The organism is Borrelia puertoricensis, assembly GCF_023035875.1.
GTDB classification, from domain to species: Bacteria; Spirochaetota; Spirochaetia; order Borreliales; family Borreliaceae; genus Borrelia; species Borrelia puertoricensis.
Genome location: NZ_CP075379.1, coordinates 16,299 through 31,027, shown reverse-complemented (window position 1 = coordinate 31,027; position 14,729 = coordinate 16,299). Strand labels below are relative to the sequence as shown.

Below are 14,729 nucleotides of genomic sequence, written 5' to 3'. Positions count from 1 at the left end.
CTATTCCTTTTCAATAACTAGTCTAAATCCAATGTTTGGTGAACACCAATGTTTTAGGAATGAAGCCTGAGTTGAAGGTTGAAGTGTTGAGTTGTTATTATAATTGTATGTTCTAATCTCAGTGATTAGTGAGTTAAAGTTTGAATTCGCATAGTATATATCGTTTTCGTCTTGAAATAATATGGAGTTATTAATGTTTGGATTTTGCATTAAATTCCAAAAACCAACTTTTTTAGATATTTCATTCATATTTAAACTTTCTATAGATTTTGGTACTTCTTTTTGATATACTTCCCATTCTTGAGATATAGGAAGTCTTGCTTTAAATCCTTTAGGTAAATTTGAAGAATACCATTTAGTATATTCTATTGCTGCATAATAAGATATGTGAGTAATATCTTCATTTGAAGGCATTTGTTTAAAGGTTTTAAGGTAACTTTCGTCTACAAGTTCTTCTTTTATTAAATTATCTTTATTATTTAGTGTCCATTTTGGATTTTCATTTAAAAATTTTTGATATTCGGTTTTAGTTACATTTCTGTTTTGGATTAAAAATTCTTTTAATTTATATGTAGTCTTAAGTGTGAGATTTTGTGAATATAATTTGTAATTTTGGATACTTTCAATATTTTGTGGAGCTATCTTTTTAAAATTCTTTAGATGTAAATTTATATTTTTAGTTTCAAAGTTTAATACTTTATTTTCATTTTTTATTTTTTCTATTAGTGTTTGAAACCATGTTTCGTTGGATATTTGTTTTTGTTGTTCTTTATCTAAATTTTTAAAAAACCAAATTATTGACCTATTTTCCAAATTAAAGTTTTGTTGAAGAGATTGCCATATTTCTTTGCTGTTATTATTGTTTATTGAATAAATATTTTTGTATGCTATGAGAAAGTCTTTAAACATTGTATTTGAATGTATATGTGGAATGGATGTTTTAAAGAATTTCTTTATATGTTCTGGGCTGTTCTGTAAGTCGTTTACAATTAATGAGAATACGGGGATTAATTGTATATTGTCGTTATTGTTTTTAATTTTTGTCATAACTGAGAGTTCTTTTTGTCTTTGTGCAATGATCTTATCAGGATTTTTTAGTTTTAAATCAATGTTGAATTGATAGCTTGTGAAAAATTTATTTTGTATATCAATTTTCTTTTCATAAGTATCAAATCCAAGTCTTTGAATTTTTAAGGTTCCTTTAGTAGCATTTATGTATTTTTTTAGTGGGGTTCTTCCAATGTATTTTTCGTCTAAGTAAACATATGCATTATTGACATTGGTTTTTATCTTTAAGTATGCTCCAGGATTGTTTAATTTGGTATTTATGATTAAACTAAATACTAATATTAAAGGTAGGATAATTATTGTAAATAAAACGTAAATTTTTGGGGTTATTCCTAATATTGGCTTTAACTTTACTGTAAGTAATTCTTCATTAATATCAAGACCATCATTCTCTTTGAGCATATATAACGATTATAAAAAAGTATGAAAAGAAATTCAATATTACATGTATTTTTATTTATGTTAGTTAAAGAAAATATAAACAAATATATTTATGTTTTCTTTCATATTTTGTTCTTTTTAATAAAGCTTTGTGATTATGAAGATAGTGATAATTATTTATTTTATGTATAATTTATTTTTGAGGATAAGTGTATGTATTTAGAAAAATTAAATAAGTTTGCCAGCTTTTTAGTGGAGATTATTGAAAAATATTTAACTTATAGGAAAAAAAGTAAGTATTTTTATAAACTTAAAGCTAAAAGACGAGGCTTTATGCTTAATTTTTTACTTGAACTTTTGGGTGCTTCGATTTTTGTTTTGGGAATAAATCAATATTTTTTACAAGCATATAGAATTCCATCAGGATCAATGGAAAATACTCTTCAAATTGGAGATTTATTATTTGTAGATAAATTTTCTTATGGACCTGAACTTTTGCCAGGAGTATGTAAAATAAATGGAATAAAAGAGCCAAATGAAGCAGAGATTGTGATTTTTGAAAATGTAGAATATGAATCAAAAGGGCTGTTTTTTGATATTTTGCATAGATTACTTTACATGTTGTCTTTTAGTTTTGTTGATCTTGATAGAGATGAAAATGGAAATCCTAGTGTTAGATTCTTTGTTAAAAGAGCGTTATTTGCGGATGGTAAGCTTGTAAGATTTCGAAATGGGACAGTTTTTGTTAAGAAGGAAGGCGAAGAAAATTTTATAGAAGAAAATTCTTATAAAGCTTCATTAGGATATAATTTTGGTATTAAGAAGCTTATAGAAGATGCGGACTATAAGGTTTATGATAATCTTGCTATGTTTATTGCATTAAATCAATTGAGTGTTGATTTAGAGAATATATCTGATTTTTCATTTTTTAATGTTAGGGAAGTTGATAGATTTGAAATTGAAAGATTGGAATATCGTTATTTGGTAGCTTTCATGCCATATGTTGATTATTATATGGAAAAGGCAATAATAAGGGATTATGGAATATATGTGCCTTATGGATATGTATTGCCTATTGGGGATAATAGAGATAATTCTTATGATGGTAGATTTTTTGGTGTTATAAATAAAAGTAAAATTCTTGGTAGAGCTTTTTTCATGTATTTCCCTTTTTCTAGAATAGGTTTGATTTAAATATGGCAGCATATTTAACTTTTGAACAAAAACTTTTAAGAAAAAAGAGAAGACAAAAATTTATTAAGATTATTCTGTTGTTTTTGGTATTAAATTATTTTTTTACAAAATTTGTCTTACAAATTTTTATTTTTCAAGGTGATGAAATGTTGCCTTTAATAACAAAAAATGATAGTTTGGTTTTTATTTCAAAATATATGCGATCTTTTTTTGTTCCTTTTAAAGTGAATGATATTGTGCTTTATGAAGATTCAAATTTAAGGAGAAATTTTGTTTTAAATTTTTTTAGGGATTTATTTTTTTTAAACAAGATTTTTAATACAAGAAGTTATAAAATTGCAAAAATAGTTGCTACTCAGGGAGATCTAGTTTATGTTAAAGGTTTTGATATCTTGGTTCATAGGATAGATGATAATTCTTATTATTTGAATGGTAATTTTATGAGTGGTTATAGATTAAATGATTTTTTTAACTTTAATGAAGTAATTAAGTGTTTTGCTTTAAAGAAAAATGAATTTTTTCTCTTAAATGAGAATTTGAAAATTTTAAATGATTCTAGAGTATTTGGGCCTGTTAAACAATCTCATATTTTGTCTTTCTTAGTATTAAGGATAATGGATTATAAAATTGTTAAATAAAATTTTTGTTGATGCTGATTCTTGTAATTTACAAATAATAAAATTTTTACAAAATTTTGTTTCCCATAGAAATGTGAGGCTTATTTTGGTTGCAAACAGGCATTTAAATTTAGAGATGTCAAAAAATACTTCTGTTAAAATTGTAAGTGATGTTGATTCTTTGATTTTAGAATTAATTGATAAGAATAGTATGGTGGTTACCAGGGACATATTATTTGTTAAAAACTTATTGAATTTGCAAATTAAAGTTATGAATGATGAGGGACAAATTTTTGATACAAATAATATAAATTATTTGCATTTTAGATCTAAATTAAATATTAATTTAGGTATTAAAGTTAAAAAATATTTTCATGAAGAAACTAATAAAGTTCGGTATTCAAATTTTGCAATGAATTTTCATCGTTTATTCTTTAATTAGCTTTTTATTTTCAATTTTCCATAATCCTTTTCCTTGGGTTAGTATGTAAATTGTTTTATTTGATGTGGGTATAATATCATTAAGTCTTGTTTTACTTAGTTGTGAACCATTATAAGAACCTGGTAATACAGATTGTGAAGGTGGTTGCAGATCAAATGTGTTTTTATCCCTTACAAGTTCTACAAATCCATTATTACTGCCGATAAGTATTATTCCATCAACTTCTCTTGCAAAGTATGCAATAAATTCTCCTATGCCATTTCGATTGAATATTGGATCTTGATAATTATTTGTGCTTGAGTATATTTGGAATTTGTGATCTGATGTATCATGATCTTTTCCAGTAAACACCAAAGTTTCTTTGGTGCCACGGATACTTGTTTCTATTATTGCCATTATTTCATTTGTTGATTTAACATTTATAACTCCGTCACCGTTTAGTTTCCAGATTTTTGCAAATTTTCCTGTAATGAACTTCTGGTCATTTGAAATTTGATAAAATTTATCATTGTTAGTTGTGTTGTTGGGAGTTTCATTATTTCCATTTATATTTAGAATAGTTTGATTTCCATTTTCTCCTAATGCTAGGATGAAAGCAGAAGTAATACCACTTGTTCCTATGGATTTTAAGAATTTAATTGGGATTAGATTCTTTTGAAATAGAAGTTTCCAATTATTGCTTTCAAGAAAGTAGAGTTCTAGTTGCCCATTTTTATTTTGAACTAGTAAATATGTTTTGCCTGATATATTTACAAGGTCAATTACAAATTCATAAGAATTGCTAAAATTTACTCTTTCAACATTTCCATTTGATTTTTTAAATAAATGCATGGCTGAAATATAAAGGGTATCATTGACTAATGAGATGCCACTTGGACTTGAAGTGTCTAAAATGTTATTATTACTATTTATTTTTTGTAACTTGCTGAGCTGAGAAAATATAGATTCACTTGAACATGATAAAACTAACATTATTAACATTATTATCATGAATTTTTTGTAACTTTTTTTATCCATATTTACCTACAATTTATTGATATTCACTATTACCGAGAGTGATATTATTAAAAAATGTCCGGTTTTAGCCATATTTCCAAATTCAAACATTGTCCACCATGCAGTTGTAATTCCTAAAGCCCATTGGTAGTTGAAATTCCATAAGATTCCAGAGCCAATAGACATTATAGGCATTGCATCAAAAGTCCTTAAATTTGAGATATTATCACTTTTATCTCCGTAGGAGCTTAAAGAAAATCCTATATTTGAAAATATGGGTATCTGAAACATTTCACCTATGTCAAAAACATAGGCTATTAAGAATGTGATAGGCACTGTACTAAATGTCTTACCTATGCCCGAATCAGGATTTAATAGGTTAAATGAATGATTGATATCAAAATTGAACATGTATCTAATCTCAAACCCTATAGCTAAGCTGCTTAGGATGTGATATTTATATTTAAGTGCCCCAATTCCTCCTGGGTACAGATTTGAAGAAAAGACTTTTGATAAACTATGGTAAAAAAGGGGAATTCCTAAGCTTAAATCTACTTCTATAATAGAATTTCCGTTTCTATCAATTGAATATGCTTCAATTTTGTTCACATTTGCATGCAATAAGAATAGTAAGATGAGACCAACTAAAAAATTCTTTTTCATTATTCTCCATATTTCAAAAACTCTTTATTTAAAAGTTATTATATTGAAAAATATGTTTTATTACAATTAATTTTTGTGTGAATCTATTTTTATTTATACTTACAATACAAGTATAGTATAATATATAATGTTTTGATCTAAATTGGTGAGGGAACTGAGTTGAGCAATGTTTTTGATGGTAAATTTTTTGCAAATCAATATTATTTATTACTTAAAGATTTTTTAATTCATCATGATTTAGTGAATAAAGTTTCTTTAAAAGTGATTTTGGCAAATGATAACCCTACAAGTAAACTTTATGTTGCTGTTAAGGAAAGAGTATCTAGAGAAATTGGTATTAATTTTCATGTTATTAAGTTAGCTGGTAATTCGGGACAAGATAATATTTTGACATTGATCGAGACTGAAAATATAAATGAATATACTGATGGAATTATTGTTCAATTGCCCCTTGCTAGTGAAATAGATGTAAATATGGTTTTAGACAGTATAATGAGTACTAAGGATGTAGATGGACTTTCTGCTATTAACTTGGGCAAGTTAATTTCGGGTGATAGGAAAGGATTTATTCCTTGTACAGCTTTTGCTGTTTTAAAAGTTTTATTTGATAAGGGAATAGAAATTTCTGGTAAGACTGTTGTTGTGATTGGAAGAAGTTCTCTTGTTGGGAGACCTATTTCTATTTTGCTTTCTTCTAAGCCCTATGATGCTACTGTAATTACTTGTCATAGTAAAAGTACTAATTTAGATATTTATGTAAGACAATCAGATATTATTATTTCTGCTGTTGGAAAACCTAAATTAATAAATGCTAGTATGATTGATGGACATCCTTATATTATTGATATTGGTATTTCTAGAGTAGAGATTGATGGTAATAATGTTCTTATAGGAGATGTTGATTTTGAATCAGTTAAAGAAAAAGCTAAGTTTATTACTCCTGTAGTAGGTGGAATCGGCCCTGTTACGGTTCTTATGTTGATGTTTAATACAATTAAGGCCCATCTAATTAGGCATAATAAGTTTTCTATTTTAGAAAAGTTAGAAAAGTTGGTGGAGGTTTGAATGTCTGGTCATAGTAAGTGGTCAACTATAAAGAGAAAAAAAGGTTCTCTTGATGCTAAGAGAAATAAGATTTTTACTAAACTAATTCGTGAAATAAGCATTGCTGTTAAGATGGGAGGAGGTGATATTGAATCTAATTCTAGATTACGACTTGCTGTTAATAAAGCCAGAGTTGCTAATATGCCTAAGGATAATATTGAAAAGGCAATAAAGAAGGGCATTGGGGATCATACAGGTGCTGAATATTTTGAACTTACTTATGAGGCTTATGCGCCCTATGGTGTAGCTTTAATAATTAAGTGCTTAACTGATAATAAAAATAGAACGGCAAGTGAGGTACGGAGTGTTCTCTCAAAGAGCGGTGGTTCTCTTGGTGCTCCAGGTTCTGTATCTTATATGTTTCATAAAAAAGGATTAATTTCTTATGGTTTAGATAAATATTCTGAAAATGAAATAATGGAGCTTGCATTAGAAGCTGGTGCAGAAGATATTTATAGTGAAGGGCCTCAGATAGAAGTAATAACAAGTGCTGAAAATTTTGAAGCTATTTCATCTATTTTGAGAACTAAGTTTGAGGAAGATATAGCAGAAATTGTTCTTATTCCTGAAAACAAGCTTTCTTTAAATAAAGAACATATGGATAGAGTTCTTGCTATTATTGAAAAATTAGAAGATTTTGATGATGTTCAAGAAGTTGTGCATAATTTAGAAATTGTTGATGAGATTGATTAGTTTATCATTGAATTTTTTCTGAAAGTTAATTATGAGAATATTAGGTATCGATCCTGGGCTTGCAAATGTTGAATGGGGAATTTTAGATAGGAAAGATAGTAAGTACATGTATGTTCAAGATGGAACTGTCATAACTCATCCTTTGATGTCTTTGAAAGATAGGTTAAAATTAATTTCTGATGAAATTATTCTTATTATTGATAATTTTAAACCTGATGTTGCAAGCATTGAAAATATTTATTTTGCTAAGAATAAAAAAACAGCTATGAGTGTGTCTGAAGCACGAGGAGCTATTATTTTAACTTTTGCTTTGAAAAATTTAGATTTTTATGAGTATACTCCAATACAGGTCAAGAATTCAATTTCTGGGTTTGGTAGAATTGCAAAAGTACAAGTAAAATATGTCATTCGTATTTTACTTGGAATGAAATCCGATTTTATTTTTACTAGTGATCATAGTAGTGATGCATTAGCGCTTGCAATTTGTCATGGTAATTATCATATTTTGTGAAATTTAATAAAAGAAATGAAATATATAATAATAATTTGGATATAAATAAGGTATGCTTGAGTTTTTATGTATTATAGTTTAAGTCTATGATCAATAAAATTTGTGGTAAAATTATAGAGAAACGAGAGTCTAGTATTGTCATTGTAGCACTTCCTTTTGAGTTTGAAATTTTAGTTAGTTCTTTTTGTAATGCAGAATTAGGGTTGCTAGAAGATGTTGAAATATTAACTTATCTTCATCTTAGAGAGGATGAAATTAGACTTTTTGGTTTTTTAAATGTATCAGAAAGAGAAGTTTTTGAAAAACTTATTAGTGTTGATGGAATAGGTCCAAAAGCGGCTTTAAGGATATTATCTGGAATAAAATATAATGAATTTAGAGATGCAGTTGAAAGGGAGGATGTTAAGCTTATTTCTAATGTCAAGGGTATTGGAAATAAAATGGCGGGTAAAATCTTTTTAAAACTTAGGGGAAAACTTATCAAAGTTAATAATGAGGCAAGTTCAGGTGTATTGAAATTTAAGGAGCTTGAGCAATCAATTGTTAATATGGGTTTTGATAGAAAATTGGTTTCAGCTGCTATGAAGGAAATTATGCTTATTGATGAATTTTTAATGTTGAGAGAAGTTGATCAAGAACAATTTTTGTTTAGAGAAATTTTAAGAAAGCTTTCAGGTTAGATTAGAGGCTTATAGGTGATTGTTTATTAAAGAGAGGGTGATTAGATGGATTTTGGAGGGGGAGCTAGGGTTTTAAGTTCTGACAAGAATTTTTTGTATGATAGAAATGAGAGTGAACTTAGGCCAAAATCCCTTAAAGATTTTGTGAAACAATCTCATATTAAAGAAAATTTGAATATTTTTATAAAGGCATCTAGAGATAGAAATGAAGCGCTTGATCATGTTTTTTTAAGTGGTCCTCCAGGGCTTGGGAAAACTACTCTGGCTAGTATTATTGCTTTTGAAATGAATACTACAATTAAGATGACTTCAGCTCCAGTTCTTGATAAGCCAAAAGATATTGTTGGTATTTTAACGACGCTTGATGATAAGAGTATTTTATTTATTGATGAGATACATAGGCTTAAACCCGTAATAGAAGAGATGCTTTATGTTGCAATGGAAGATTATAAGATAGACTGGATAATTGGACAAGGTCCTGCTGCAAGGACTGTAAGGATGCCAATTCCTAAGTTTACTTTAATTGGTGCTACTACAAAGCCGGGGAAAGTGGCGTCACCGCTTTATGCGAGATTTGGAATTTTATTTAGATTTGATCTTTATAATGAAGATGAACTTGTGAAAATAATACAGAGAAATTCGATTATTTTAAATATTGAATTGGAAAATAAAGCTGCCTGGCTTCTTGCAAAAAGTTCAAGAGGAACGCCTCGTATAGCAAATAGGCTTTTAAGACGGATGAGAGATTTTGCACAAGTTGGTGGTTATGATTTGATTACAGAGAGTATTGTGAGTTCTGGACTTGAAATGTTAAAAATTGATCATAAAGGACTTGATGAACAAGATAGAAATATTTTAAGGAGTTTAATACTGAAATTTAAAGGTGGACCTGTTGGTGTTGAAACTTTAGCAATTTCTGTTGGCGAGACAGCAGATTCTCTTGAGGATTTTTACGAACCCTATCTTATTTTAAAGGGTCTGATTGAGAGGACTAGCAGAGGACGCAAGGCTACTGATTTTGCATATTTTCATCTAAATTTGAATAAAAATAATCATGATGACTTAAATAATGGAGAAAATGGATACTAAAGAATTTTATTTTGATCTACCATGTAATTTAATAGCACAGTATCCGAGTGAGAAAAGAGGCTTATCAAGATTAATGGTGCTGGATCCTGGCAATCAGAAGATTTATCATAATGATTCAATAAACGATATTTTTAAGTATATTAATAGCAATACTTTTTTGGTTTTTAATGATTCAAGGGTTAGGAAATCGAGAATATATGCCAAAACGGAGCATGGAGGTAGTATTGAGTTTTTAATTCTAGATAGATTGTCAGGGAATAAGTTTACGTCTTTAATTTCTAAGGCTAAAAAACAGAATATTGGCAAAGTCTATATGTTTCCTCAGAGTTTATTGGCTCAAATAATTTCAAAAACAGGTAATGAATTTATAATTAAATTTAATAAGTGTGTGAATGAGTCTTATTTTGAACAGCATGGACTTATTCCTTTACCACCTTATATTAAGAGAAACTATGATAGAAAGGATGAGGAGCGTTATCGAACGATTTATTCAAAATATATTGGTTCATCAGCATCAGCTACAGCAGGGTTACATTTTAGTGAGGAACTTTTTTCTAAATTGGATGAAAATAATATTGAATACGATTTTATTACACTTCATGTTGGGCTTGGTACTTTTCTTCCTGTAAGAACTAAGACAATAGAGGAACATAGAATGCATTTTGAAAGTTTTTCAATAAAAAATTCTGTAGCGCTTAGACTTGAGGAGGCAAAGATTTTAGGTAAGAAGATTTTGGCTATTGGAACTACTACTCTTAGAGCATTGGAATCTGCTTATGATAAGCAAAGAGGTTTTGTGAGAGGTGAACAAAAGACTAATCTTTTTGTTTACCCAGGTAAGGGATATGAATTTAAGTTTGTTGATATGCTTTTTACAAATTTTCATACACCAGAATCAACTCTTTTAATGTTAGTCTCTTCATTTGGTGGTAAAAATTTTGTATTTAATGCTTATAGGGAAGCTGTAAAAATGAATTATAAATTTTTCTCTTATGGTGATGCTACTTTATTTTTAAATCATATGTAGATATTCATGGTTAATTATTTTACTATTTATTTAATAATAATTAGATACATCTTGAAAGGAGAAGGTATATGATGTCAGTTTTTCAAAAAGAAAGATATAAATATATTCCAAAACTGCCGAAAATTTTGAAAAATGATTTTCAAAATATTAGTGTGGTTTTTGGTGAAAAAACAGAAGCCCTTGAGGATAGAGATGCTTTAAGAGAAATTTTTAAAAATACTTATGGGTTTCCAGTTGTAAATTTTATCCAAGGTTCTTCAAATGTGGATTTTACAAGGGTTTTAAATGTAGGAGTGATTCTCTCTGGTGGACCTGCTCCTGGAGGGCATAATGTTGTTGCTGGCATTTTTGATGCGATAAAAAAATCTAATCCGAATTCAAAAATTTTTGGGTTCAAAGGTGGACCTTCAGGTTTATTAGAGGATAAAAAAATTGAGATTACACAAGATTTAATAGATTCTTATAGAAATACAGGGGGGTTTGATATTGTATCTTCTGGTCGAACTAAAATAGAGACCGATACTCAATATAAACAGGCTTTGTCAGTTGTTCTTAAAAATAATCTTAATGCTCTTATTGTTATTGGTGGAGATGATTCAAATACCAATGCGGCTTTATTGGCAGAGTTTTTTAAGAAAAAACGTCATGATATTCAAGTTATTGGTATTCCAAAAACAATTGATGCTGATTTGAGAAATGCACATATTCAGATTTCGTTTGGATTTGATTCTGCTACTAAGACTTATTCTGAAATGATAGGCAATTTATGTCGTGATGCTATGTCAACTAGGAAATATTGGCATTTTGTGAAGCTTATGGGAAGAAGTGCATCTCATGTTGCTCTTGAGTGTGCATTAAAGACACGTCCTAATATCTGCATTATATCTGAAGAAATTTTAGCAAAGAAGAAAACTTTATCGGCGCTTGTAAGAGACATAACTTCTGTTGTAGTCAAACGTTCTTTGAAAGGATATGATTTTGGAGTTATTATAGTACCTGAAGGTGTTATTGAATTCATTCCCGAAATTAAATCTTTGATGATTGAGTTGTGCAGCATATTTGACAGTAATGAAAGTGAGTTTAAGGGATTAGATGTTGAGGATGTACGAAAAATTTTTATCTCTAAGCTTAGTGGTTATATGAGGGAAGTATATGTATCTTTGCCTTTATTTATTCAAGTTGAACTTGTAAATTCTGTTTTAGAGAGAGATCCCCATGGTAACTTTAATGTGTCAAGAGTTCCTACTGAGAAACTATTTATGGAAATGGTTAATGTTAGATTAGAAGAGTTGAGAAAGATAGGTGAATATAGTGGTAAATTTGTTCCTATTAATCATTTTTTTGGCTATGAGGGTAGAAGTGTTGCTCCTTCCAATTTTGATAGTGATTATTGTTATAGTTTGGGATATAATGCTGCAATCCTTGTTTTAAATGGCTTAACAGGTTATATGTCTAGTATTAAAAACTTAAATAAAAATGCTACTGAATGGCTTGCAGGTGGAGTACCTTTAACAATGATGATGAATATGGAAGAGAGATATGGTGTTGCTAAACCAGTTATTAAGAAGGCCCTTGTTGATTTGAAAGGAGCACCTTTTAATGAGTTTGTGAAAAATCGTGAAGAATGGGCTGTGAATAATTTATATGTTTTCCCAGGACCTATTCAATATTTTGGTATTTCTGAGCTTGTTGATGAAATTACTTTAACATTGAAATTAGAATTGGAAAATTAAAATATTGATGATTAGATTTTTGCTCTTGCTTTTTAATGTTTTTATTCTTTATTCAAATTCTTTGGATTATTATAAATTTTCGCTGCGAGATAAAATTTCCTCCAGCGAAAATAATATTGATTTTAGTAGTGAAGTTTTTGTGAGGCTTAAATCTGATGATGATTTTTTTTATAAAGATGTTCAAGAAAATAAAGATTTAAACATAGAAAAAACTATTAATTTTAATTGGGGTAAGAAATTATTTAGATTTTCAGCAATAAGTGTTGGCACTTTTCCTATAGCGTTATTTATAGGTTTGTATTGTTTTGATTTATCTTATTATTTTAATAATATGGATGGGAAAAATTTTCCATATCCTTTTTCAAGTGGTTTTGGGCTTTCAAAAGATGAAACTTTTAAAAAATTTATGATTTCAGCATCAGCTGGTTTAGCAATATCTTTAATAATTGCCTTGATTGATTGTTTTGGTTATTAGATGAAAAAATTTCAAAAAGAGTTTATTATAAGGAAAGATTCTCAAAGACTGGATATTTATTTATCTGAAGATTTATGTCTTTTTACTAGAAGTCAAATTAAGAAAAGAGAGGTAAAAGCTTTTAGATATCATGATGGTGTTTTTGTTGCGATAAAATTATCAAGACCCGTTTTTGTGGATGATAAAATATTAATAGAGTTTAATGAAGAAATTAATTTAAGGGAATATTTAAGACCTTTGAATTTGTCTATTAGTATTCTTTATGAAGATATAAATGTCATTGTTGTGGATAAACCCCAAGGTATTTTAAGTCATCCTGGTATATCTAGCTTGGAGAATACTGTTGTAAATTTTCTTTTATATCATATCTCGGGTTTAAGAGATAGTTTTCAGGAGGATAAAATTAGACCCGGAATTGTACATAGGTTAGATAAAGAAACATCTGGTGTGATGATTTGTGCTAAAAATTTGAAAACTTTAAATTTCTTATCTGGACAGTTTAAGGAAAGATTTGTGAAGAAAGTTTATATTGCAGTTGTTAAAGGAAATTTTAAAATTGATTCTGGTATTATTGAGACTTTTATAGATAGAGATAGACATGATAGAAAAAGATTTAGCGTGCATGATAATAGGGGAAAGAGAGCATTAACTGAGTATAGAGTATTGGCTAGTATAGGCAATTATTCCTTGGTAGCTTTAAAGCCTAAAACAGGACGTACTCATCAATTAAGAGTTCATATGAAGCATTTAAATCATCCAATATTAGGAGATAGTATTTATGCTAGATTGGATAAAGAGTTTAAAGAAATGTCTTTGATGCTTCATGCTTTCAAACTTGAAATTAATATTGAAGAATGTTCTTTGAAAAAATTTATTTCAGCATTTCCACAAAGATTCATTGATTTTTTGTCGATATTTTATGATAAAGAGACGTTAAGTATGCTTGTTAATGATTTTATTGTGTTTTTAGATAAGTTTTAAGTTGTAGTATCGTATTTATTTATAATTGGTGATTCAATAATTTTTTTTCCTCCAGTTATTTCATTTGTGTTGAGTACTGTAATAAAGCAGTTAGGGTCAACTTTTTGAGAAATATATTTAATTCTGGACATACGCATTGTAGGAACTACTATGAAAACTATAGTTTTATCGTTTCCAGCCCAAGCACCTTTTCCATCAAGTAATGTAGCTGCTACTTTTAATTTATTGGTAAGCAAATAAGATATTTCTTTTCCTTTATCTGAGATAATAAGTATTGCTTTTTGATTACCAAATCCTGTACTTGTCTTATCCGTCATTATAGCTGTTACAAATGAAGCAATTAAGGTGTAAAGGGCAATTTCAATATTGAAAAATACAGCTGCAATTAGTAATATTGCAAGGTTAAAGAGGAAATTTGTAGTTCCAATGCTAATTGAATATTTTTCTTTAATTATCATGGAGACAATGTCTGTACCACCTGATGATCCCTTTGCTCTAAAGATTAGACCAAGTCCAAGACCTGATATTAGACCTGCTAAAATTGATACAAGTATCATATCATTTATTTGCATTTTGTATTGTAAAAATTGTGAATAATTGACTATGAGTGAATATAAAGCCATTGCGATCCAGCTTTGAATTACAAATGTTATATTTAAGAACTTGATTCCAATAATGAATAAAGGAATGTTTAATATGAAGATTGTAAGTCCTAGATTAAAGTTTAAGAGGTAATGCAGCATAAGTGCAATTCCTGCAATGCCACCACTTAAAAGTCCGTGTGGTATGTATAGAATGTTTGTGGATATTGCCATTAAAAGTGAACCAGTTGTTATTTGCAATGTGCTAATCAGTATTAATTTTGGATCTTTGAGAATATTCTTTAGCTGTTTTCTCAGTATTTTTAATATAATGAACTTAATCTTTTGTTTTGTTCTAGTCCATTTATTCCTTTTTTTTTTCATTTTTTTATTACTTACTCTTTAGTATAAAATCATTGATTTACTTGAATTTTATATTAATTTTACTAAAAAACAATTCAATTTTATTGCATTTATTTCTTTTTTTTTGATAT

At 28.4% G+C, this 14,729-nt stretch carries 16 protein-coding genes; 12 read left to right on the top strand and 4 right to left on the bottom strand.

Going from position 1 to position 14,729, the window contains the following annotated elements; all coding sequences use genetic code 11:
- On the bottom strand, positions 1 to 1,470 hold the full coding sequence (locus tag bpuSUM_RS00170; RefSeq protein ID WP_247065143.1) for a PEGA domain-containing protein: 1,470 nt from the start codon (positions 1,468 to 1,470) through the stop codon (positions 1 to 3).
- Positions 1,471 to 1,662: 192 nt separating this feature from the next.
- On the opposite strand from bpuSUM_RS00170, the gene lepB (bpuSUM_RS00165) reads away from it, so the two are divergent.
- Genes lepB (bpuSUM_RS00165) through bpuSUM_RS00155 form a run of 3 tightly spaced genes read left to right on the top strand, consistent with a single transcriptional unit; the run spans position 1,663 to position 3,702 of the window.
- Positions 1,663 to 2,643 carry a signal peptidase I gene (lepB, locus tag bpuSUM_RS00165; protein ID WP_247065141.1) on the top strand — a complete coding sequence of 327 codons (981 nt, stop codon included), beginning with the start codon at positions 1,663 to 1,665 and terminating at the stop codon, positions 2,641 to 2,643.
- A gap of 2 nt (positions 2,644 to 2,645) precedes the next feature.
- On the top strand, positions 2,646 to 3,281 hold the full coding sequence (gene lepB / locus bpuSUM_RS00160) for a signal peptidase I (RefSeq protein ID WP_247065139.1): 636 nt from the start codon (positions 2,646 to 2,648) through the stop codon (positions 3,279 to 3,281).
- On the top strand, positions 3,271 to 3,702 hold the full coding sequence (locus bpuSUM_RS00155; RefSeq protein ID WP_247065137.1) for a DUF188 domain-containing protein: 432 nt from the start codon (positions 3,271 to 3,273) through the stop codon (positions 3,700 to 3,702). Before lepB (bpuSUM_RS00160) ends, bpuSUM_RS00155 begins: the two co-directional genes overlap by 11 nt.
- Here the strand turns inward: bpuSUM_RS00155 and bamB are convergent.
- Positions 3,688 to 4,719, bottom strand: a complete 1,032-nt coding sequence (bamB, locus tag bpuSUM_RS00150) for an outer membrane protein assembly factor BamB (protein WP_247065135.1) — start codon at positions 4,717 to 4,719, stop codon at positions 3,688 to 3,690. The genes bpuSUM_RS00155 and bamB overlap by 15 nt on opposite strands.
- Before the next feature lie 6 nt (positions 4,720 to 4,725).
- Positions 4,726 to 5,361 (bottom strand): BB0027 family outer member beta-barrel protein, encoded by a 636-nt coding sequence (locus bpuSUM_RS00145; RefSeq protein WP_247065133.1) that lies wholly within the window; start codon positions 5,359 to 5,361, stop codon positions 4,726 to 4,728.
- 159 nt (positions 5,362 to 5,520) lie between these two features.
- On the opposite strand from bpuSUM_RS00145, the gene bpuSUM_RS00140 reads away from it, so the two are divergent.
- The 9 genes from bpuSUM_RS00140 to bpuSUM_RS00100 all read left to right on the top strand — a co-directional run bounded on the left by bpuSUM_RS00140 (position 5,521) and on the right by bpuSUM_RS00100 (position 13,654).
- Positions 5,521 to 6,426 (top strand): bifunctional 5,10-methylenetetrahydrofolate dehydrogenase/5,10-methenyltetrahydrofolate cyclohydrolase, encoded by a 906-nt coding sequence (locus bpuSUM_RS00140; protein WP_247065131.1) that lies wholly within the window; start codon positions 5,521 to 5,523, stop codon positions 6,424 to 6,426.
- Complete coding sequence (locus bpuSUM_RS00135; protein ID WP_247065129.1) at positions 6,427 to 7,158, top strand: YebC/PmpR family DNA-binding transcriptional regulator; 732 nt, start codon at positions 6,427 to 6,429, stop codon at positions 7,156 to 7,158.
- A 31-nt stretch (positions 7,159 to 7,189) separates the two neighbouring features.
- Positions 7,190 to 7,669, top strand: coding sequence for a crossover junction endodeoxyribonuclease RuvC (ruvC, locus tag bpuSUM_RS00130; RefSeq protein WP_247065127.1), 480 nt, complete (start codon positions 7,190 to 7,192; stop codon positions 7,667 to 7,669).
- Between the two features lie 86 nt (positions 7,670 to 7,755).
- Complete coding sequence (gene ruvA, locus bpuSUM_RS00125) at positions 7,756 to 8,349, top strand: Holliday junction branch migration protein RuvA (RefSeq protein ID WP_247065125.1); 594 nt, start codon at positions 7,756 to 7,758, stop codon at positions 8,347 to 8,349.
- Positions 8,350 to 8,394: 45 nt separating this feature from the next.
- Positions 8,395 to 9,438: a Holliday junction branch migration DNA helicase RuvB gene (ruvB, locus tag bpuSUM_RS00120; protein WP_247065123.1), complete on the top strand. Its 1,044-nt coding sequence runs from the start codon at positions 8,395 to 8,397 to the stop codon at positions 9,436 to 9,438.
- Positions 9,428 to 10,465, top strand: coding sequence for a tRNA preQ1(34) S-adenosylmethionine ribosyltransferase-isomerase QueA (gene queA, locus bpuSUM_RS00115; RefSeq protein ID WP_247065121.1), 1,038 nt, complete (start codon positions 9,428 to 9,430; stop codon positions 10,463 to 10,465). The genes ruvB and queA overlap by 11 nt, the downstream gene beginning before the upstream one ends.
- 68 nt (positions 10,466 to 10,533) lie before the next feature.
- Entirely contained in the window at positions 10,534 to 12,198 is a 1,665-nt protein-coding gene (locus bpuSUM_RS00110) for a diphosphate--fructose-6-phosphate 1-phosphotransferase (RefSeq protein WP_247065119.1), read from the top strand.
- Between the two features lie 4 nt (positions 12,199 to 12,202).
- A complete protein-coding gene (locus bpuSUM_RS00105; RefSeq protein ID WP_247065117.1) occupies positions 12,203 to 12,673 on the top strand; it encodes a hypothetical protein in 471 nt (156 codons plus the stop codon).
- Positions 12,674 to 13,654, top strand: coding sequence for an RluA family pseudouridine synthase (locus bpuSUM_RS00100; RefSeq protein WP_247065115.1), 981 nt, complete (start codon positions 12,674 to 12,676; stop codon positions 13,652 to 13,654). It begins immediately after the preceding gene.
- Here the strand turns inward: bpuSUM_RS00100 and bpuSUM_RS00095 are convergent.
- Positions 13,651 to 14,619, bottom strand: coding sequence for a YitT family protein (locus bpuSUM_RS00095; RefSeq protein WP_247065113.1), 969 nt, complete (start codon positions 14,617 to 14,619; stop codon positions 13,651 to 13,653). The two genes, bpuSUM_RS00100 and bpuSUM_RS00095, sit on opposite strands and share 4 nt — an antisense overlap.
- Between the last annotated feature and the right edge of the window lie 110 nt (positions 14,620 to 14,729).